Source organism: Enterobacter sp. JUb54 (genome assembly GCF_014298075.1).
Classification (GTDB): domain Bacteria; phylum Pseudomonadota; class Gammaproteobacteria; order Enterobacterales; family Enterobacteriaceae; genus Klebsiella; species Klebsiella lignicola.
Window position 1 is genome coordinate 4,938,607 of record NZ_CP060418.1, and the last position, 19,844, is coordinate 4,958,450.

Annotated in this window: 20 protein-coding genes; 5 read left to right on the forward strand and 15 right to left on the reverse strand. The window is 54.9% G+C overall.

Annotated elements, in window-relative coordinates:
* Nucleotide 1: 1 nt before the first annotated feature.
* From HF679_RS22960 to HF679_RS22970, 3 genes are read right to left on the reverse strand one after another with little or no spacing between them, the layout of a single operon-like run.
* Nucleotides 2-1,945: an FUSC family protein gene (locus HF679_RS22960; protein WP_187042411.1), complete on the reverse strand. Its 1,944-nt coding sequence runs from the start codon at nucleotides 1,943-1,945 to the stop codon at nucleotides 2-4.
* A 9-nt stretch (nucleotides 1,946-1,954) separates the two neighbouring features.
* The gene (mdtN, locus tag HF679_RS22965; RefSeq protein ID WP_123756591.1) at nucleotides 1,955-2,983 is read right to left on the reverse strand and encodes a multidrug transporter subunit MdtN; all 1,029 of its coding nucleotides are present in this window, start codon (nucleotides 2,981-2,983) and stop codon (nucleotides 1,955-1,957) included.
* Nucleotides 2,984-3,001: 18 nt separating this feature from the next.
* Nucleotides 3,002-3,274: a YtcA family lipoprotein gene (locus tag HF679_RS22970; protein WP_123756592.1), complete on the reverse strand. Its 273-nt coding sequence runs from the start codon at nucleotides 3,272-3,274 to the stop codon at nucleotides 3,002-3,004.
* Nucleotides 3,275-3,557: 283 nt separating this feature from the next.
* On the opposite strand from HF679_RS22970, the gene yjdI reads away from it, so the two are divergent.
* Nucleotides 3,558-3,788, forward strand: a complete 231-nt coding sequence (yjdI, locus tag HF679_RS22975) for a 4Fe-4S mono-cluster protein YjdI (protein ID WP_123756593.1) — start codon at nucleotides 3,558-3,560, stop codon at nucleotides 3,786-3,788.
* Nucleotides 3,789-3,799: 11 nt separating this feature from the next.
* A complete protein-coding gene (locus HF679_RS22980) occupies nucleotides 3,800-4,072 on the forward strand; it encodes a GNAT family N-acetyltransferase (protein ID WP_004867312.1) in 273 nt (90 codons plus the stop codon).
* A 63-nt stretch (nucleotides 4,073-4,135) separates the two neighbouring features.
* Here HF679_RS22980 and HF679_RS22985 read toward each other — a convergent pair whose 3' ends face one another.
* Entirely contained in the window at nucleotides 4,136-5,374 is a 1,239-nt protein-coding gene (locus HF679_RS22985; RefSeq protein ID WP_154144019.1) for an MFS transporter, read from the reverse strand.
* 265 nt (nucleotides 5,375-5,639) lie between these two features.
* On the opposite strand from HF679_RS22985, the gene alaE reads away from it, so the two are divergent.
* From alaE to HF679_RS23000, 3 genes are all read left to right on the forward strand, one after another.
* The gene (alaE, locus tag HF679_RS22990; RefSeq protein ID WP_123756595.1) at nucleotides 5,640-6,101 is read left to right on the forward strand and encodes an L-alanine exporter AlaE; all 462 of its coding nucleotides are present in this window, start codon (nucleotides 5,640-5,642) and stop codon (nucleotides 6,099-6,101) included.
* A 187-nt stretch (nucleotides 6,102-6,288) separates the two neighbouring features.
* Entirely contained in the window at nucleotides 6,289-7,008 is a 720-nt protein-coding gene (locus tag HF679_RS22995; protein ID WP_187042412.1) for a DUF6088 family protein, read from the forward strand.
* Nucleotides 7,005-7,979 (forward strand): nucleotidyl transferase AbiEii/AbiGii toxin family protein, encoded by a 975-nt coding sequence (locus HF679_RS23000; RefSeq protein WP_187042413.1) that lies wholly within the window; start codon nucleotides 7,005-7,007, stop codon nucleotides 7,977-7,979. The genes HF679_RS22995 and HF679_RS23000 overlap by 4 nt, the downstream gene beginning before the upstream one ends.
* 251 nt (nucleotides 7,980-8,230) lie before the next feature.
* On the opposite strand, the gene HF679_RS23005 is transcribed toward HF679_RS23000, so the two are convergent.
* The 11 genes from HF679_RS23005 to HF679_RS23055 form a co-directional block, all read right to left on the reverse strand.
* Complete coding sequence (locus tag HF679_RS23005) at nucleotides 8,231-9,679, reverse strand: EAL domain-containing protein (protein ID WP_370453890.1); 1,449 nt, start codon at nucleotides 9,677-9,679, stop codon at nucleotides 8,231-8,233.
* Nucleotides 9,680-9,707: 28 nt separating this feature from the next.
* Entirely contained in the window at nucleotides 9,708-10,613 is a 906-nt protein-coding gene (locus HF679_RS23010) for a fimbrial protein (protein ID WP_187042414.1), read from the reverse strand.
* Nucleotides 10,614-10,630: 17 nt separating this feature from the next.
* The gene (locus tag HF679_RS23015; RefSeq protein ID WP_123756599.1) at nucleotides 10,631-11,134 is read right to left on the reverse strand and encodes a fimbrial protein; all 504 of its coding nucleotides are present in this window, start codon (nucleotides 11,132-11,134) and stop codon (nucleotides 10,631-10,633) included.
* 12 nt (nucleotides 11,135-11,146) lie between these two features.
* The gene (locus tag HF679_RS23020; RefSeq protein WP_187043082.1) at nucleotides 11,147-11,677 is read right to left on the reverse strand and encodes a fimbrial protein; all 531 of its coding nucleotides are present in this window, start codon (nucleotides 11,675-11,677) and stop codon (nucleotides 11,147-11,149) included.
* Between the two features lie 9 nt (nucleotides 11,678-11,686).
* Nucleotides 11,687-14,323: a fimbrial biogenesis usher protein gene (locus tag HF679_RS23025; RefSeq protein WP_123756601.1), complete on the reverse strand. Its 2,637-nt coding sequence runs from the start codon at nucleotides 14,321-14,323 to the stop codon at nucleotides 11,687-11,689.
* A 74-nt stretch (nucleotides 14,324-14,397) separates the two neighbouring features.
* Nucleotides 14,398-15,123, reverse strand: a complete 726-nt coding sequence (locus HF679_RS23030) for a fimbria/pilus periplasmic chaperone (RefSeq protein WP_123756602.1) — start codon at nucleotides 15,121-15,123, stop codon at nucleotides 14,398-14,400.
* 34 nt (nucleotides 15,124-15,157) lie between these two features.
* Nucleotides 15,158-15,697, reverse strand: a complete 540-nt coding sequence (locus HF679_RS23035) for a fimbrial protein (RefSeq protein ID WP_123756603.1) — start codon at nucleotides 15,695-15,697, stop codon at nucleotides 15,158-15,160.
* Between the two features lie 72 nt (nucleotides 15,698-15,769).
* Nucleotides 15,770-16,318, reverse strand: a complete 549-nt coding sequence (fimA, locus tag HF679_RS23040; protein ID WP_123756604.1) for a type 1 fimbrial major subunit FimA — start codon at nucleotides 16,316-16,318, stop codon at nucleotides 15,770-15,772.
* A gap of 494 nt (nucleotides 16,319-16,812) precedes the next feature.
* Nucleotides 16,813-17,409, reverse strand: coding sequence for a type 1 fimbria switch DNA invertase FimE (gene fimE / locus HF679_RS23045; RefSeq protein ID WP_123756605.1), 597 nt, complete (start codon nucleotides 17,407-17,409; stop codon nucleotides 16,813-16,815).
* 482 nt (nucleotides 17,410-17,891) lie between these two features.
* A complete protein-coding gene (locus HF679_RS23050; RefSeq protein WP_123756606.1) occupies nucleotides 17,892-18,497 on the reverse strand; it encodes a tyrosine-type DNA invertase in 606 nt (201 codons plus the stop codon).
* 995 nt (nucleotides 18,498-19,492) lie between these two features.
* Complete coding sequence (locus HF679_RS23055) at nucleotides 19,493-19,738, reverse strand: hypothetical protein (protein ID WP_123756607.1); 246 nt, start codon at nucleotides 19,736-19,738, stop codon at nucleotides 19,493-19,495.
* Between the last annotated feature and the right edge of the window lie 106 nt (nucleotides 19,739-19,844).

Below are 19,844 nucleotides of genomic sequence, written 5' to 3' on the forward strand. Positions count from 1 at the left end.
CTCATGACTTGTCTGCCTGTCGTGCAAGCGCTAAAGGAGGGGACGACCAGTCCGGTAAGGTCGTCAGCAAGGTGACCAGCGGCAGGCCAAAGGGATTGCGGCTATCCGGCCGGCACTGCGCGGGGAACCTCGGCGCGGGGCCTTGCTGTTCGATATCGCCGGCATAGGCGTCGAGCTGGCTGGCGCAGCGGCGCAGGAAATCATCCCCAGGCGCCGCGTACAGCCGGTAACCTTCACTGAGCCGTACGATCTCCTGAGCCTGAAGATAAGCCGCCTTGACCGGCCACATCTTCGCCTGTGGATACGGATGGGCCCAGGCATTGAGCGGCTCCGTCGCCACCCGATGGGTCAGGGTCTCTACCGCGCTCAGGGAGTGAAACAGCGGCACCAGTTTGACTTCGTCATCACGAGCGCGCAGGTACTCCGCCATCTGCCGGTAGAGCCGGGCCAGCCGGGATTTTAGCAGCAGGGCTTCGCTATCCGGCCACAGATAGAGATGAACAATCGATGAGACCAGCACCCCGAGCACGATGCCAATGACGCGGTCGCGCAGTTCGGTCAAATTGGTCAATGGTCCAAACCAGCTGAGAAACGCCAGCGAAAACGTAAAGCCTATCTGGATCCCGGCGTAGGCGATGCGCTCCGAACCCGCAGCGATCCACGCCGACAGCGCCATCACCGGCAGGGTCATCGCCAGCAGGCCAACAAGGGATTCGGTATGCGGCTGAACGAAGACAATCATCAGCAGCGCCAGCAGGGTTGCCAGCAGGGCACCGACGATCCGCAGCCACGTTTTCTGCAGGGTGGCACCTAGTCCCGGCTGGGCGACAATCACGCAGCTGAGCATAATGGTGTGGATGCCCTGCCAGTCGGCGGCGGTATAAAAAACGTAGCACAGCAGCGTGGCCAGCAGCGTTTTGAGCGCGAAGTGCAGATAGGCCGGGTTCGACCAGGCATCGGGCAGCAGCAGGGGGGCTTTTTCGGTTTCCCCGGCCGGCAGCGGGATCGTCTCTCCGCGCGCCAGCCTGGTTAGCGTGGCGGCCATTTCCTGCAAAATCACACGGTTTGCCGTCTCCGGCGCCGCGAGCTCCGGCGGGGCGTCGGGCAGGGTGCTGACGTCCAGGTGCTGTGCCAGCGTCAGCAACTGAGCGGAAAGCTGCTGGCGGGCGGCGGCATGGTCCTCTCCCGGTTGCAGCAATGCGGTCAGGTGATAGCAGTGAATGGTGGCGGCCATCAGGGATTGCCAGGCCTGCGGGTCGGCGGCAATCTCGGGGCTGGAGCGGCTCGCCTGGTGATACAGCGATTGCAGCCGGGCGAACTGTTCGGCGATGGCGGTAAAGGTCGGCGCGTCCTGGGGGCCGCCGTTTTGTACCACCTGCGCGGCTACCTGGCGCAGCAGAACCACGATCTGCGCTTTGAACTGATAGCCGGGCAAAGCCTGCTGGAAACAGGCATTAACCAGCAAGGTGACCACGATGGCGAGGTTAATGACCACCCACAGCCACAGCAGCAGCCGCACCAGAATCTCGCTCTGGCTGGTCATCGACGGGAAGGTCTGGGCGTAGATCACCACCAGCGCCACCACGAAGAAGGCCAGCCCCAGTTTGCCCAGCACCCGCATCAGGTAGATCGCGCAGAAAAACAGGCCCACCGAGATAACGAGGCGGATCAGCGGGTAATCGTAGGTCCATTTGATGATCAGCAGCACGCAGCCCAGAGCGATGCTGACGGTCAGGAAAAAGACCACGCTCACCAGTTTGATCATCAGCACGTTGGGCTGACTGACGTAAAACACCACGATCAGCGCTACGGCTAAAAAGGGAATCTGCAGGGTCATAAACAGGGCAATCAGTACCGCGCAACTGAGCGTCAGGCGCAGGGTGTAGTTCGCCCGCCCGGGTTGATCGCTCAGTTCCCGTTTCAGAAATGTCCAGACAGGCTGCATCTTGCGTCCCTATCGCGGCTGAAGCACGGCGCTGGCGGAAGCGCCCATGCGGAAGAGTTCAGGGTCCGGATCCTTAACGGCGATTTTGACCGGGAAACGCTGTGAGACGTGGACCCAGTTGATGCTCTTCTGAATAATCGGCAGCCCTTCAATGACGCTGCCGCCTTCCGGCAGCACGCCGGAGCCGACGGAATCGACCACGCCGGCGAACGATTTATCATGATTGGTCATGATGGTGACCCTGGCCGGTACGCCTGGGCGGACGTTTTTAAGGTCGGTTTCGCGGAAGTTGGCGATGACATACCAGCGATCGTCATCCATCAGGGTAAACACCGGTTTTAACGCCGAGGCGTACTGACCCACGGTGGTTTTCAGCGCCACCACCACGCCGTTGAAGGGGGCGCGGACTTCGGTAAATTCAAGATGCAGTTCCGCCAGCGCGATCTGCGCCAGGATCCCCGCCCGCTGGGCGACCATCGCATCAACGCCGGTCACCGCGGCGGCGGCCTGTTTCGCCTGCAACAGCGTGGCTTCCAGTTCTGCGCGGGCGGCTTTTTCAGCGGTTCGCGCCTGGTCGAGATCTTCCTGTGAGGCAAAGCCCTGAGGCACCAGTGGTTCAAGCCGGGTGCGCGACGAGGTGGTCTGCTTCACCAGCGCTTTCGCGCGCTCGACGGCGGCGGCCACCGACTGGGCGTTGTATTCCTGAGCCTTAATCGTGCGTCGGGTGAGCATGATTTGCGCGTCCAGCGTCGTCAGGCGGGCCCGGGCATCTTCCAGCATGGCCTGATACGGGCGCGGATCGAGGCGAAACAGCAGATCGCCTTTCTTCACCCGCTGGTTGTCGCGAATTGGCATCTCGACAATGCGCCCGCTGACCTCCGGTACCACATCGATGGTGTCGGTATAGACATAGGCATCGTTGGTCGCCGGCGAGGTCTGGAGCTGCCAGATAACCACCATGAGCGCGACGATCGCCGCGAGAACGAGGGTCAGCAACGGCCATTTTTTGCGTAATACGCTGGGGCTGGAGTTTGTCATAGGGGCTTAGTACACAACTTAGTACACAAAGAACAGGAACCACAGGATCGTGGCGAACAGGAACATCAGGGCCAGGTAGCTGAATATCAGCGGCGAGAACCTCGCCTGCCAGCCTTGACGAACGATCAGGATATGGCAGGGAATGAGTAAAAACAGGCCGCCTAATAAACAGAAAAACCAGCCGGGGAAGGCCGCACCGAATACCGGAATCGCTGGTGATAATGAACAACCAGAGAGAAAAACAGGCTGGAATAATAGTGCCAGACGCACCGGTTTTACTTGATGATTCAAAGGAGAAGTCCCGAATACTCACGCCATAGTGAAATGAGTTTAATCGCCCTTTTGCGGAAATAATAGTGCCTCAGTACTTCCCTCTGCTTATTGAGGGGGAATGTCGGGGCGATGCATGAAATAGAGCGACCAGGATAAGATGATAATTAAATCATTTATTTTGCATCAATACGCTAAGTCTTAACGATATATACATTAGGGATTCGCCATTTCCCCATAGCGGCGGCGGTTTGGCAGGGCTATGCTTAGCACCTGAACAATAAAAAAATAATGAGGCAATGTCATGGATAAGGAACTACTGGAAGCTGGCTATCGGGCCTATACCGGAGAGAAGATAGATGTCTACTTCAACACGGACATCTGTCAGCACTCGGGAAACTGCGTGCGCGGTAGTGCAAAGCTCTTTAACCTCAAGCGTAAGCCGTGGATCATCCCGGACGAAGTGGATGTCGCCACCGTCGTACGGGTGATCGATACCTGCCCGAGCGGCGCCCTGAAATATTGCCAAAAATAAGTGAGGAAATAGTGGAGATACTGGAAGGTCATAACAAGTTTTACGTCAATGATGCGGCGGGGAATCAGGTTGCCGAAATTGTTTTTGTCCCCACCGGCGAGCATCTCAGCATTATTGAACATACCGACGTTGACGAGAGCCTGAAAGGTCAGGGGGTAGGCAAACAGCTGGTGGCGAAGGTGGTGGAAAAAATGCGCGGCGAGCAGCGAAAAATTATCCCGCTGTGCCCGTTTGCCAAACATGAGTTTGATAACACCCGCGAGTATGACGATATCCGCGCCTGAAATAAAAGCACCGGCTTAAACCGGTGCTCTATTTTGTCTGATGTAAATCGTATCTACCGCAAATCAGGTGGAACCCTCATTTTCCAGCTTCTGCCTTTTACGCAGATGCGGGAAAATCGTCATCCAGATGGCCACTACCACCAGGGTTCCAATTCCGCCAAGTGCTGCTGCCGGTACGGCGCCCATCCATGCAGCTAACAGGCCAGATTCAAACTCGCCAAGCTGGTTTGAGGTATTGATGAAGATTGCGTTCACCGCATTCACGCGACCGCGCATATCATCCGGCGTATCCAACTGCACCAGCGCACCGCGAATGACCATGCTCACCATATCGAACCCGCCGAGCGCGGCCAGCGCCAGCAGGGAAAGCCACAGCCGCTCAGAAAGCGCAAATACCAGCGTTGCCAGGCCAAAGCCGGCCACCGAGGCGAACATGATCAGGCCAACGTTTTTCTCCAGCTTGTGGCGGCTGAGCCAGATGCCTACCAACAACGCACCAACCGATGGGGCTCCGCGCAGCATCCCCAGGCCCCAGGGGCCAGTATGCAAAATATCCTGCGCGAAGATCGGTAACAGCGCGGTTGCCCCGCCGAGGAGGACGGCAAACAGATCGAGCGAGATCACGCCCAGGACATCTTTTCGTTCGCGGATAAAATGCACGCCGGCAAACAGGTTGGTGAGGTTCATGGGCAGGCGGGTTTGCGGCGGTCGCTCGTAGCGCAGTCGGCTAACCAGCACAATCGAGAACAAATAGAACAGCGCCGATACGCCATACACCACCTCCGGGCCCGCCACGTACAGCAGGCCGCCAAGCGTTGGGCCGATAATCACCGCCGCCTGTCCGCCGACGGAACTGGCCGCCATCGCCCGCGCAAGGATCGGCGGCGGCACCAGCGCCGGTAGCATTGAGGTGATGGCCGGCCACTCCAGCGCTTTTGCCACCGAGATTAAAAAGACCAGCCCCCAAATTTCAATCTTGTCCGCCCAATGCAGCAGCGTCAGCGCAACCAGCCCGAGTAATGCAACCCACTCAATGAATTGACCAAGTAGCACAATCCGCCGACGATCGAACTGATCCGCAAGGTGCCCGGCAGGGAGTGCCAGCAGGACGGAAGGTAAGAATTGCATCAGACCGATCATCCCGAGCGCCAGCGCGCTATGGGTGATGGCATAAATTTGCCAGCTAACGGCAACCGAAAACATCTGAAAACCAAACGATGAACAGGTGCGCGCCAGCCAAAAGGTGACGAACGGCCTGTGCCGCAGCAGTGAATCTTCTGCCGCGGATACCTGTGAACCCATAGTCTTATCCCATTAAAAGCCCATATTCCGGCCGGCATCGTGGTACCGGTCTGGTAAAAAGTCCGTCAGGAACTTTCTTTTTTTATCGTCTGACAAGGTGCGATATCTTGTTCATTCGGGCAATGGCAAGGTGTGCGTTTCGCATTAATAAATCGCCGCCTCACCGGTCGCAGCCACGCAGTTGAGGAATACCCGTGTGCTATAGTTTTAGGCTTATCTGCGGATGCGTTGGTGTTTTGCCACCACGCCACGACAGGAAAACCATTTGCTTCAACGCCAGCAACAGAAGATGCGTCGGACTGCATTTTTGGCAGATACCGTTGCGCTGATCCTCTTTTTCACGACAACCGGCATCATTAATGAACGCCTGATCGCCGGCATGACGTGGGAGCAGGTCTTCCATGCCCGCCTGCTGGGGGCGGCGCTGATGGTTCCGGTGGCCAGACCTTACGGCGTATGGCGTGACTGGGTAATGAGGCGTGCCGGTGAGAGTCGAATGTCTACGCTGTTTTGGGATAGCGTGGCGCTTGTCAGTTTTCAGGTTCCCATCTATGCATTGATCATTGCTTTCAGCGGAGCCTCGGGAAGCGGATTGCTTCGAGGCACGCTCGGCGCCGCCTTGATGATGCTTTTGCTGGGGCGCCCTTATGGCGCATTTCTTAACTGGGTTCGCAAGTTGTTCGGCTTACCTCCAGGAGGAAGTAAGCCGATGTCGTTGGACAGCTGAGTCAGTGGGGGCGTCAGGGCGGAGATGGTAAAACTTAACGCAAGTTTGTCTGCCGAGTAGAGGCAATCCAACATCACTGTAATTGCAAGTGTTTGGTTTTTTTTATTCATTAAATGTCATGTTTTTCTTCGTAAAAACTTTACCATTAATTTGATAGATGTAGAATGATTAACAGGAGGTAAATGATATGAAGATTAAACCATTGGTTGAGAAAGAAATAACTAGATTTGAACCAGGTAAAGTTTTTACGTATAGAGATTTAACTCCATATCTTTCAAATCCTGAAACGACAGTGAAAGCGGTCAGTCGGCTGGTGAAGAATGGCGACATTAAGCGATTCGCTAAAGGTCAGTTTTACCGGCCGAGGAAAGGGATGTTTGGCGAAATGCAGCTAAGTGATACTGAAAAGCTGAAAACCTTCATGTTTCAAAACGGAGAGCGAAGAGGGTATGTCACGGGAACGGGTCTCTATAACCGACTAGGGCTGACTACTCAGGTCCCCAAAACAATCACTATCGCCAGTGACAAATCTCCACAGCGCAAGAATCTGGGCACCGTTGAAGTAAAACTAGTGAAAGCGAAAGCGCCTGTTTCAGAATCCAACAGGGAATACCTTGAGATTCTCGATGTACTTTCCAATATTAAGAAAATACCGGACAGCACCCCGTCAGAAGTCTTGAAAGTGATAGCGAATAAGCTAAATAATATCGAAAAAAATGGCCTTTATAAAATTGTTAATTTGGCAGGTTTTTATTCGCCGGTAACACGGGCTTTGTTGGGACTATTGATAGCGGAGACTAATAAAATTTTGGCCGAGAATCTCAAAGTTCAGCTTAATCCGACTACCCGCTATCGGGTTGGGTTGGACAGTTACTGGGATAAGGCAGATGAATGGAATATTGAATGAATCTTCATCACGACCGGGAAGCATTCCTCGAGTTGATTAACCGGACAGCAGAGTATTTTGAGATACCAGAGGTTTATGTCGAGAAAGATTACTGGGTTACGCGGATCCTTCTCCAGCTAAGCCAATCGGAGTTCAGGGATGATTTTATTTTTAAAGGTGGAACGGCACTGTCGAAGGTCTTTGGTCTGATTCAAAGGTTTTCAGAAGATGTTGATCTGGCTATGTTTAACCCTCGGGGGCTGAGTGGTCACCAGGTAAAAAAACGCATGAAAGCTGCTGAGCGGACGATCTCTGCCGGGTTGACCTATGTTGAAAGACCTGATGAATCCAAAGGAAGTCAGTTTCGGAAAGTCTATTATGAGTTTCCACGAATTGTTGATGGTGAGTTTGGTCACGCCTCCGATGTTATTCTACTGGAAACAAACAGTTTTACCTCACCGGAACCTTTTTCACTTATGCCTGCTGAATCGCTGATTGCTGAATTCGTCATGCAAGGACAGCTTGCCGACGGTGATGAGATTATCATCCGCTACGGTCTGGAAAAATTTGAGGTCAACGTTCTCGATATCAAACGAACGGTCGTGGAAAAAATAGTAGGGCTGGTCAGAGCCTCGAGTGTTGAAGAGCCAGAACAGGCACTAACTAATAAAATTCGTCATATCTATGATCTGTGCCTGATTAAACGTGATGCAAGATACAGTCAGTTTTTTTCTTCTGATGACCTTCAGGATATGATTGATATTGTTATTCAGGCCGACAGAGAGCAGTTCAGCAATGCAGGAAACTGGCTTGACCAACCCCTGCATGAAAGTGTGCTTTTCGCCCGCCCCAGTGAAACATGGGACAGTATCAGGGGTGTTTTTTACGGTGTATTCTCTGAACTGGTTTACGATGGCGATCTTCCCTCTGATGAGGAAGTTATCGGGTTACTTTCTTCAGTAGCCGGCCTGCTTCATAGAAGGCGTGACTGAAACGGTGGTTATATAGTTTTTACTGTATTAGTTCAAAGATGAACAGATACGGCTATAAAGGCACATCATTTGACTACGGTTCTATCCACTAATATGTGACTTTACGCTTCCTCCTTTGGCTCCAGGAAAACAGGCTAGGGGATCCGGAGTCACGTTGACCTGTACTCCAGAATTAATGGCACCCATTACTACGTAGCGTATTCACGCCACGTAGCCGTCTCACCATTAAGGCATTCGGCCTCTATGGCGAACTATCCGGCAATGCTGGTGGGAAACCGTCCTGTAGAAAAACGCTGGATAAGATCGGTCAGATTATCACCCGTTACCGGCGGCGAGAGCAGGTAGCCCTGAAAACGATCGATGCCCTGGGCCTTCAGGATATTGAATTTCTCCAGGCTATCGACTCCTTCGGCAATGCAGCGGCTACCGGAGAGCTGGCAGTAATAGATCAGGCTTTTGATCAACGCCAGGGCGTGCGGGTCACGCGCCAGATCGTTGATAATGCTGATATCCAGTTTGTACTCATCAAAGCGCACGGTTCGAACCGGAAACATTACGCTGCTTTGTGAAAAGCAGTCGTCGAGCATGATACAAAAGCCCAGCTGCTGTAAGCGGCTAATATTCTCACCGGTTTTGCCGTGGCGGCTGAGATCGATGGTTTCGGCAAATTCCAGTACCAGCCGTTTGCCCCACTGCGGTTCATGTAACTGCTGACGCGCCGCCTCCATCATGCGGACAATATTGCTATTGTTGGCGATGACCGGCGGGACGTTTACCGCAAAGTAAAACTCCCCTGAGTGCTGATTGATGTTCTGCACTGCCTCCTGCAAGACAAAAGCGGTGAGCAACAGCCAGGCATATTCTGAGCGGATCTGCGGCAGAAACTTGCCCGGCAGCAGCACTTCACCGTGGCGCCGCCAGCGTGACAGAACCTCGATGCCCTGCAGCATTAAACGCTCGTCGGTGATGGGCTGGAATACCGGAAAAATGTGCCGGCAGTGAATCGCATGAACAAACTCACGCTCGAACGCAGAAAGCGCGGCGACACTGCCGGCCTTTTGTCCTTTGGTCTGGCTGCCGGGAAAGCGGCTCGCCAGATGTGGATGATGTTCCACCATCTTCTTCAGTCCTGAACTTCGCTGGGTATAGAGGGTTTTATGGCTGAGCCCCCGCCGTTGCGCCTGACTATTGATGCTATCTCCCTGCAGCCAGTCCAGCGCGGTAGTCAGCTCTGGCTTACTGATGCCGCAGGTCGGCGCGCCGCCGGTCGCCATCTCCCGCGCCGCCAGCTGTTCCAGCAGAGGGTAGCCCGCAGATGGGGAATGGTTGAGGAGCTCCGCCAGTTGCTGGCAGGGTAAATCGGCGGCGGCGGCCTGTACCGCGGCCAGGTAACGCGCCTTGCCGACCTGATGCAATAGCGTGTGCCACAGCCAGTTTGCCGGACTGCGGCTGAGGATCAGCATCGGTAGCGCCACGGCGCGATGTTTCAGGAGCTGCGCCGCCTGGCGCAGAGTAAGCAGCAACCAGAACGGATCGTCGGGCAAAAATACCACCACGCGCCGGACGCTGACCCGCTCGGGAATGAGCCGCGCCTCATGGCGCTGGGGAAACAGCCGACGGGGCTGGCGCAGGCTGCCGTCGTCCATCAACGCGGACAGCCCCTCGGCGGCGATCGTGCAAGGCGAGAGAATATAGTCCACCGGCGGGGAAACCTGTGCCACGCTGCCGCTATTGATAGACAAATGTCACCCCAATAATGGACTGCACGTTGCCTGCCGTGACCTGGCCGGTGGTGCGCGCGTAGGTCGCGGTTAACCCCAGATTGACCGCTGACGTCCCGACGGTTCCCAGAGACACCGTGCTGTTGGCCGGAACAACGCTGCCGTTACGGGTCATCTGCACGCCAATGCCCTGGGCGGGCGAGGCTGACGCGGTATTGCTGAAGATGGAGTTCGCCGCATCGGCGGTGGTGCCGGAGAGGTAATAGCCGAGATTCTGGTTCTGCGCGCAGTACACCGTGACCGGCACCGCCATCGAGCCGGGGTATTCCGGGAGCGTCACCGTCACGTCGCGGGCGGAGACATCGCAGCCGCCGGTGGGGACCACCACATCGTTGTTGGCGTAGATATTCCACACGAACTGATATGAGTCGCCGTTGTAGTTGTTGGTCTGGTGCAGAATCAACACCGCAATCAGCGAACCGGAGGTGATCGCCACGCCGCCGGCGGTGCTGATTGGCGTCAGATAGAGCACGGTTGGCCACGGTTTATCGGTGGTGGAATCATAGATAACCCGGGCGGTTTCCGTGGTGGTCGGGAACGAATAGGTGGTGCCGTTATATCTTACCGTACCGGTAAAGCTCGACAGTACGCCGCCGTAAGCGGAGCCGCGCTGCAGGGTCACGTAGTCGGTAATGGTCTGCGGATAGTCGTTGTGGCAGAAAATTTGTGATGACAGATCAACCACCAGGTTTTGCCCGACGTCGACCGCCGGCGTCAGGTTGACGTAGACGTTGGCGCTACCGCCGCCGATGGGGATCGTCGCCCCGGCCGCGGTTTTGCAGGCGAAGGACCAGGCATTGACTGACCAGCCCAACAGCAGCAGCGTGGTGAACAGGGTTAAGACTTTTTTCATCAACTTACTCTCCTGACTCAGGCGTAGGTGTAGGTGACACTGATCACCGCCTGAATGGTTCCCTGGGTGGCGCCGCCGTTGACCGTCAAGGCTCTGACCTGCAGCGGGAAACGGGCGGACTGGGTGGTGTCATCAACCTGCACCGATTTGGTGGCGCCGTTGTTGAGGGTAGTGCCGCCGTCATCCTGCAATTCCAGCTGGATATTGCCCGCGGTCCCCTGGTTCTTGTAATACCCGGTGGCGTCCGCGGTGCCGCTAAAGCTGGCGGTGACTCTGGAAGTGCCCACCGGGCAGTTGCTCAGGTCGAGCGCCACGCTGTGCCAGGCCGAAGCGGCACCGGCAGACACCAGGCTGAAGGTATACAGATCGCCAAGCTCCACGGTGGCCTGGGTCGTCGATACCGTACAGGGCCTGGCGACCACTTTGCCGTTCACGGTGATCGTGATGTCGGCCGCCTGCAATGGGGAGACGGCCAGTGCCAGCACGCAGGCCAGCAGCCATCCTCGGGGAGTCCCGTTCATCTCAACCTCCGGTTACTGAAATTCCAGCGTAAATGTCGCTGTGGCGTTGACGTGCCCGGCGGTGACCGGGACCTGGGTGGCCATCAGACGCGCGTAAAAGTTCAGGGTATTGGTCTGCCCTGGCGTCAGGGTGGTCCAGGCGATCGCCGTCGAGGCGGCGTTGAGCGGCAGCATCGTCTGGTTGGTGTCGAGGATCTGGATCCCCATTCCCGCCGCCGCGGACGCGCCGCTGTCCAGCTTTAACAAACTGGTGTTGCTGGTATCCGCCACGCCGGTGAACCCCACCTTGACGGCGGTCACCGAGCTGCCGCACGGCGACAGCACGATGCGAAACGGCACCACCGGCGTGGTCGCGCCGATGGCGTTGAACTGCTTCGCGGCGTTATCCATCAGGTCGACGGTAAAATCTTTCGATTCTCCCGCCACCGCGCAGGCGTTATCCCGGACGTAGCCGTTGATGGTAATGGTGCTGTCGGCGGCGAACGCGTGGGGGAGGGTAAACGACAGCATCGCCCCCAGCAGATACAGTGATTTAGTCATCATCATTCTTCCTTAGCGGCAGACCGCGGAGAGCTGGCTCAGCGCCTGCAGCTGGCTCTCTGGCGGCAGGCGGTACTCGGCCACGCAGCTGGCGTCGGCGCCTTCACCCCATTTCACCTGTACTTTTCCGGCCAGCGGCATACCGCTCATATAGACCTGACCGTTATCGGCGACGATGCTGCCGCTCTGGTTATCCACCGAGGTCACCATGGCGCCGAAAGGTACCGGCTTGCCGTTGCGGGTCAGGGTCATCAGCAGCTTCATCCCGACGTGGGCTTTAAATTCGGCACGCACGATGGCGCCATGGGTCGGCACCACGCTGACCACCGCGTCATCGAGGTCGACGTTGTCGGCCAGGGTGTTGGTGTCCAGCGCCACCCGGTTCTCACGGTATTCGGTGGCGTAAGGCAGCACCGCATAGCCGCGCCAGTCGGTGCGCACCCCGGTCTGGTTTTCGACTTTCACGTTGTCCGCTCCCGGCGCCTTAATCAGCACCACCGTGTCGTTCAGCGGCTGGCTTAAGGTGACGCCGTTGCGATGGGCAAGCACGCCGCCGCTCAGGCCGTAATACAGTTGCTTCAGGCCATCGCTGTGGCTGTACCCGACGTTGGCGTTGCCGTAGCCGCCGCGGTAGTTCAGCGCGGCATAACCGGTGGCGCCGCTGTCGCCGTTGCCGCCGCCGGCATACCCGGTCTGCATGCTGTAGCTGAGGTTGTTGTCCTCCAGCAGCGTGCCGTACAGGCCGGCCAGGTTGGTCATCCGGCCATCGAGGTCGTGCGACATGCTGTAGCTGGCGCTGGCATGGCGCCACACGGAGGTGCTGTCGGAGCGCATCCAGTGGCTGAACGGAATGTTGACGTTGACCGCCAGCATCTGATCGCGGCCATCCTGCCAGGCGTTTTTGGTGACGCTGTAGCTCAGGGTCCAGTTGATATCGTTGACCGCCGCATTAAGCCCGGCCTGCAGCTGCTCGTCGGCTTTACCGGTGCCCCAGTAGCTCTGGTGGCTGCCGCTCAGATAAAGCGTGGCGGTGCGTCCGAGCTGCTGCGTCAGGCTGACCTGCACTTTGCCGCGCTTGCTGTAGGCAAGGTTGTAGTAATCGGTGTACTTAGGCTTCACCTGGATAACGCCATCCTGCGTCTCCACGTCATAGCCGCTCATCCGGTTATAGGTGGTATCGGCAAAGCTAAAATAGCCGCGCGTGGAGTAGCGGTAGCCGACCAGCTGAATGTTGGTGCCCACCTCGGTGAGCGATTTGTTATAGAGGAAGCGCAGCGATTGTCCCTGGTGTTCGCTGTCGTCGGGCAGTTTGGCATTGGCCTGGGTGACGTCCAGCGACACGGCGCCGAGTTCACCCATATTTTTCCCCACCCCAAGGTTAAACGCCCGGTAGCGGTCCGCCAGCTGGGTCCCGCCGTACAGCGTCCATCCTGCCGGCAAGCCGTGGAGCAGCGTGCCCTGGAAGAATTTCGGTTTATCCTGCTGGTCGTTGCCGCTACGGTACTCCCCGGCGGTCAGGGCGAAGCGCGTATGGCCCTCACGTTGCAGCACCGGCACCGTTGACCAGGGAACGGAGAACACCTGAAGGCTGCCGTCGGCCTCTTTCACCGTGACCTGCAGATCGCCCCCGTTGCCGGCGGCATAGAGATCGTTAATGGTGAATGGCCCAGGCGGCACGGTGCTCTGGTAAATCTCATAGCCGTTCTGGCGAATGGAGACCTGGGCGGTGCCGCGGGCAATACCGTGGATCACCGGGGCAAAGCCCTTTTGGCTGTCCGGCAGCATATTGTCGTCCGAGGCCAGCTGCGCCCCGCGAAAGTTAATCCCGTCAAAAACGTCGCCATTGGTGTAGCTGTCGCCCATCGTCAGGCGCGAGCGCAGAGGCACAATGTCCCGCTCCAGCCAGCTGTTGACGTGCTGCCATTTATTCTCATTGCTCGCGGAGCTGCCGCCGGTGCTGTAGCTCCAGGTGGTGTTGTCCCGCAGACGCCAGGCTCCGAGGTTGAGGCCGCTTTGCAGGTTCAGATAGGCGTACTGGCTGCTGCCGCCGATGGAGTTGCGCACGTTGTTACCGGTGAAGTTGTAATTCAGCAGCCCGGCATTGATCCCGTCATCCCACAGTTCCGGTGGGATATAGCCGCGCGCGCGGTTGCCCATAAACGCCTGCGGAACGGTCAGGTACAGGCGCTGGGAGCCGACGTCAAAACGGCTGGTGGCATCCTTGATTAACTCCGCCATCGGCACGCAGGCATCGGCGGCCAGGGTGTTCATCCCGGTAACGGCGGCGGTGTTGACCCCCATGCTGGCAAGCTGTCCGCGGGTCAGGCAGGGGGCGAGGCCGTGCTGGTTCTCCGCACGATTAAAGGTGACATCGCGGGTGGTCATAAACCCATTATTCAGATAGATATCGACGCGATAGGTGCCCGGCGGCACCTCCTGTCCCTGTTCGAATCCCGACAGGTCCGCCACGGCGGCAGGATCGTCGGCGAGAAAACGCGGGTTAAAGTAGAGTTCCGCCTGCGCGGAAAAAGCTGGCAGGGCCAGCAAAAGGGCAATAGGGAACCGGGCAAATAGGCGAACCGACCCTGGGGCACCCTGCCGCGTACGCTGGATGCCCAAACGGTCCAGTCCATATTTCAGATGTGACATAGTCCCTCCGGTCCGTAGTCGCCCGGCTGTCAGTTCTTATTATCATTCAGGGGAGAACGCTGGTTTCCCCGGAGTTATTGCAGTGCGCCCTTCATCCGTGGGGTCAGTGCGCCATAGTCGTTGATGGTCCGGTAGGTGATATCGCGACCCGCATCGGCCGGGATTTTTACCGAGGTTTCACCCATCGGCGGGACCAGCGCGTTTTCCAGCACCCGCGTACCGGCATTGAGTTCGGTGACCGTCAGGTAGTAAGGCGTCGGGTTAATTAGCGTGAGGGCCGTGGCGCTGCGGCGAAACGTCAGTTTCTCCGGGGCCTGATCCGGCGACAGCGTCAGTTTTGCCGGGCGATAGTAGAGCTTGATGCGGCTAATAATCGCCAGCTGCAGCGTGTTATCGCTGAGCTTTGATTTATCCATCGAAGGGATGGCTTTGACGTTCATCCAGAACAGGCTTTCCCGATCTTTCGGCAGCTTGTCGTTGGTGGCATCAATAATGCGTAAGGTGTTCTCTTTTTTACCCTGCATGGCGAACAGCGGCGGGGTTATTACAAACTGCCCGTCTTTTTGCCCCTCGGCATTTTCGACCCATGACTGAATCAGATAGGTGCTGCTGTCATCATTATTCGTCACCGCCAGCTGGACCTGTTTCTGTCCGGCCGGATAGATCACCCGGGTTGCCCCCAGCGCTACGCCAGCTTCGGCTTGTGCAGTGAAACCTGCCGTGGCGACCATCAATAAGCTCGCCAGCAGATAGCGCGTCATCCCCAGTGTTTTTCTCACGTTTTCCCCTTTTATACTCACCGTTGTGTCCTGCATCCGGTATGCCCGCCGTTATTTACTGATAGGTCAGAGAGAACCAGGCCTGAGCATTGGCGGCTCCGCCGGTCACCTGATGGCCGGTCGCACGATATTTCGCGACAAAATGCAGCGTTGTTGGCCCGACATACAGTCGTGACCAGGCGCTGGCCGGTGCGTTAAGCGGAATCAGGCGATCTTCTCTATCAAACAGCGCAATACCGATTCCGGTGGCGATGCCGGGGCCTTCACCCACCGAAAGCACGTCTGGATTTTTACCGTCCGCCACGCCGTGAAAAGCGACGCCGACGCGTTGGCTGACGGCGGTGCTGCAGTCCTGAAGATGGATATCGAAAGGCACGGGGTCGGTATCTTCCCCGGCAGAATGAAGGCGATTGCTGCTGATCTGCCCCATATTGACCGTCAACTGCTGGTCTCCTGCTTCAACCCGGCAGGATTCCGCAATAATGACTCCCTGAAAACGCATGTTTCCGCCAGGGAGCGTGACGTTCCAGTGGTTTCCTGCCACGGCGAGTGGCGGCAGCAGCAGTAGCAACAGTGCTGATTTCATTCCTGGCATCGCTATCACTCCAGTCCTGTCGTAGATAACGGGCCATCCTGGCCCGAACCGCATCCTTGCCTGATGAGTGAATTACTCGTATTGCACTTTGAAGGTGGCGTCTGCGTTAGCAGTACCGGCAGTTGCTGCACCGGTTGCGTAGTAGCGTGCCTGGAAAGGAATGATGTTGGTACCGTCGTTCAGGGTGGTCGCTGCACCGAAGGTAGCGCCATCCAGAGCCAGCGGAGTACCAGTGCTGTCGAGGATCTGTACACCTACGTTAGTAGCGCCGCCAGCTGCGGAGTTCTGCAGTGCCAGTACGGTGGTGTTGGTGCTGTCTACAGCCGTCCCGGAGAAGGCAACGGAAGCTTTGGTTGCTACGGTGGTGTCGCAATCATCCAGCTGGATGTTGAAACCTACCGCTGAGCTGGTGCTCCCTGCTGTAGCGAGTCTGGCTGAACGGACCTGGCCCAGTTGAACGGTCTGATCGATAGAGCCGGCATCTACGGCACAGGCAGCGTTAACCACTTCCCCTTTGAAATGCACTGTACCGCCGTTAACCGTAGTGGTATCAGCCAGAGCCGCTGCAGAGCTCAGGGACAGGGCTGACAGAACAACGATTGCCAGTGTTTTGATTTTCATGGTGTTTTCCTTTAAACAAAGTCGATATTACGAACCGAAATTGGCAGTCGTAGTGCCTTCCAGGCATTCCATATATCAGCCGAATGGTTCGACTGCCGGCTCTGCACAGTTTTTCCCCAACTGATGAGTCAATTGGGGCCATTTTGACTCATTGAAATAAAATTCTTATTGAGGTCTTTGATTACTGTGTGATTAGTTATTCATGTTGGTTTTTGTGTTTTTGTGGTGTTATCGGCTGAATTTTTGCGTGGGGGAGAGCAAGATAATCGGCGGGGTCAGAAAGGATGATATGGCAGAACGGCGGAATGGATGAGTGAATAAGTAAAATCTATCAGAGGTAAAATATGATGATAATCAGTTAGATAATATTAATTTCTTAGAATTAACGTACTTGTTAGTTGCAAAAGTTTGCAAAACATTTTTATGATATAAACAGTTTGGCCCCAATTGACTTGTTCATTTCTAAAAATATCCTTATTTATCAGTTGTATAAACTACTTCTTTTGATCATAAGATTTTTCTTCCAGCAGGTTATTTCTTTCCCATAATCCGGCAAATCTCGCCGCATTACTGGCGGTGTAGCGCACCGTGTGTCGAATATTGCGATGACCCAGATAATCCTGAATCAAACGCGTATCGGTGCCTCTTTCCGCAAGTTCATAGCCACAGGCGTGGCGCAACATATGCGGATGGGTTTGGGTCGCGGTGCCCGCGTGCTCGCCGGCGCTGCGAATAATCCGATAGGCCTGCTGGCGGGAGAGCTGGGTTCCTCGGCGTGAAATAAAGATCGCACTGGTTTTCTGCGCGGCTTTCCAGCCGGCACGTACCTGACTCCAGCGTTCAATCGCTTCCAGTTCGTCAAATCGCAGGGGGTGAATGGTCGAAAATCCATTTTTCAGCCGGCGGACATTGATCCGTCCCTCAGTAAGATCCAGATCCCGATAGTGCAGGTCGAGAAGCTCACTGATACGCATACCATGGCGGAACGCCAGCAGTATCAGACAATAGTCCCGCTCTCCGGTGGGACCCTGCTGGGCAGCCAGCATCATCGCCTGAACTTCTTTGGCGGTAAGAAAACGACGTCGATTCACAATACATTGCTCCTGAAATTGATGAACGAAGGCGCCGCCCTGAAAGAAATCAGGGCGGCTAAAAAATAATCCGCAATGTTAAAGGTGTATTCAAAAAAACAAATGCTCACATTACATTTACACATAGTTAAAATATCGCCAGGCGATAAATCTTATTTTTATGGATTTTAGGTCATATCACAATAGCGTTAAGCGCAGCGAATGCCAGGTTCATAAAATTACAGGAGAAAAAGTTATGGGCGGCGAGGATTTAAACGGAAAATATAATGCTGAATGGTTTAATCCGACAATAAATAACGAATTGAAATCCTGGTTATTTACAAGGATATCACTTGTCGGGCTATTATGAATGAAACCAGAACTTGCGGGAACAATAATCTTAATTAACGCATGGTTAATATTTGCTAATGTTTTTAGTAACAGTTGCTCATTTTAACGCCATCCATGGCATCAGACTCTGAACCCCGTTGCTGAGACGGGTATCAACGCAAGAGGTTGTTGCGCTGCTTCTCTTTCTTATTGTCCCAGATGCCGTAAAAACGCCCGGCGTTGCTGGCGGTATACCAGACGGTATGACGGATATTGCGATGGCCGAGATAATCCTGAATAAGGCGGGTATCGATACCCATATTCGCCAGCGCAAATCCACATGAATGGCGGAGCATGTGGGGATGTATTTCAATGGTCAATCCGGCGTTATCTCCGGCAGTCGAAATAATCTGGTAAAACTGCTGGCGGGAGAGTGGATTGCCTTTGCGGGATAAAAACAGCCATTCGCTGTCAGCATCCGGATATGACCTGCGAATATCCAGCCAGACTTTTAACGCCTGAATTTCTTTATTTAATAACGGATGGGTCGTTGAAAACCCTTTTTTAAGTCGGCGGATGTAAATACATTTAGAGCGTAAATCAATATCCGAGATTTGCAGACGGCAAATTTCACTGGCGCGAAAACCATGAATAAAGCAGAGTAAGGTCAGGCAATAGTTACGTGCAGCGTGGACTCCGCTATTTGCTGCTTTGAGGAGCGACTCAATCTCGTTTTGAGTCAGGAAGTTCCTCTTCTTGATTTCAGCAGTACTCTTCATGTTATTCCCTTTTAATTGAAGGCATTCATTCCGTGTGGTCTTCGTTGCCAGGCCAGAGCGTTGATCAGTAGGTGTTGTTGAACATTTATTTTTCGTCATAGCGCGGTATGCTTTTATAACGGATAAAAGTTCCTCAGCATATATCATGCTGAACCGGGGACTCCGAATGCGGGCTGGTTTTAAACATGAAGCCTCTCCCTTCGTCGCGGGGGAATAACCTCATGTAATATTGTGATATAACGTTTTTTGTTAATAAATATTAATATTCGGGGAGGGTTCCATATTCTGCTCATCCTACATTCCTTCTGGTTATGCACTCCTGGAATACGGAGGCGCAGGGGGCGGGCGGCCCACTGAATATTGCATAAAGTGCGTCGCAGTATGGCAAAAACGATATGCCAGACCGGATAGCATTCACTGCATGACGATAACCGTGATTAAACCATACTGCAAAATTATGCCGGAGAATAGCAATAATAAACCTGAGGTATGTATTCCCGGGTGATATATGACTTAATTGTTGAGGTGTATCACGCCGGAATCCGGTACTTTTGCGAATCAGGATTGCTGGCTTATCTCGTTTTACTGGAGTGTTTAGAATGATGGGTTCTGGTGGCGGTGACAATATAATGTTGTTTAATATCAAATTGTTGCTGATTTGTTGTAAATGATTTCAGGAATTTTCAAACGTGTTTTTATTGTATTTTTGGTATGCGGAATTGAGGGGCGAAACAGGGGGCGGTAAGAGATGGGTTAAATATCTCCCGGCTTTCGTCGGACTGCGTCAAATAGCATACTTATGGCGCGAATAGTTGCCCACGAAATTATCCCGGCCAGCCATCGCGCGGAAATAAAAAGTCACTGAACGTAACCTATAGTAACGTATTTGTTGGCGGATATCGCCTGCTCCGTGGAGATTCTGTTTGAAGAATGTAAATCTTGACCTGCGTAATAGCAGGCGTGTTTACCACACACCTGCTGTTTTTGTCAGTGGATCACCACTTCTCGTCGCGGGCATCCTGACGACCGTCGCGGCGATTCTCGCGTTTGTCCTGACGGCAACCGGCATTGCTCTTGTTGTTGTCCCGGACGCATTGCTGCTTGGTATCACGTCCTTCCTCGCGAGAGTCCTGGCGGATATTTCGTGCGTCCTGGCGGTTATCGCTGCGGTAAGTTGCATGGGCTGACAGCGCTGGCAGCAACAGGGCTGCGGTGATCAGAGGAATAATAAACTTTTTCATATAAATTGCCTTTCTGATAAATCCAACATTCCAATATATAAAATAGAAGACGGTGCCATTGTGGCGTGGAACTATTTATCAGGTTCAGCAAAAAGTGCCGGCTTAA

Bases quoted from the DNA above. Each gene is read 5' to 3' on its own strand.
- HF679_RS23055 (WP_123756607.1), bottom strand. From the start codon at position 19,738: ATGAAAAAGTTTATTATTCCTCTGATCACCGCAGCCCTGTTGCTGCCA.
- HF679_RS23020 (WP_187043082.1), bottom strand. From the start codon at position 11,677: ATGATGACTAAATCACTGTATCTGCTGGGGGCGATGCTGTCGTTTACC.
- fimA (WP_123756604.1), bottom strand. From the start codon at position 16,318: ATGAAAATCAAAACACTGGCAATCGTTGTTCTGTCAGCCCTGTCCCTG.
- HF679_RS23025 (WP_123756601.1), bottom strand. From the start codon at position 14,323: ATGTCACATCTGAAATATGGACTGGACCGTTTGGGCATCCAGCGTACG.
- HF679_RS22995 (WP_187042412.1), top strand. From the start codon at position 6,289: ATGAAGATTAAACCATTGGTTGAGAAAGAAATAACTAGATTTGAACCA.
- HF679_RS22985 (WP_154144019.1), bottom strand. From the start codon at position 5,374: ATGGGTTCACAGGTATCCGCGGCAGAAGATTCACTGCTGCGGCACAGG.
- yjdI (WP_123756593.1), top strand. From the start codon at position 3,558: ATGGATAAGGAACTACTGGAAGCTGGCTATCGGGCCTATACCGGAGAG.
- HF679_RS23000 (WP_187042413.1), top strand. From the start codon at position 7,005: ATGAATCTTCATCACGACCGGGAAGCATTCCTCGAGTTGATTAACCGG.
- HF679_RS23010 (WP_187042414.1), bottom strand. From the start codon at position 10,613: ATGAAAAAAGTCTTAACCCTGTTCACCACGCTGCTGCTGTTGGGCTGG.
- HF679_RS23035 (WP_123756603.1), bottom strand. From the start codon at position 15,697: ATGCCAGGAATGAAATCAGCACTGTTGCTACTGCTGCTGCCGCCACTC.
- mdtN (WP_123756591.1), bottom strand. From the start codon at position 2,983: ATGACAAACTCCAGCCCCAGCGTATTACGCAAAAAATGGCCGTTGCTG.
- HF679_RS23050 (WP_123756606.1), bottom strand. From the start codon at position 18,497: ATGAAGAGTACTGCTGAAATCAAGAAGAGGAACTTCCTGACTCAAAAC.
- HF679_RS22960 (WP_187042411.1), bottom strand. From the start codon at position 1,945: ATGCAGCCTGTCTGGACATTTCTGAAACGGGAACTGAGCGATCAACCC.
- HF679_RS23015 (WP_123756599.1), bottom strand. From the start codon at position 11,134: ATGAACGGGACTCCCCGAGGATGGCTGCTGGCCTGCGTGCTGGCACTG.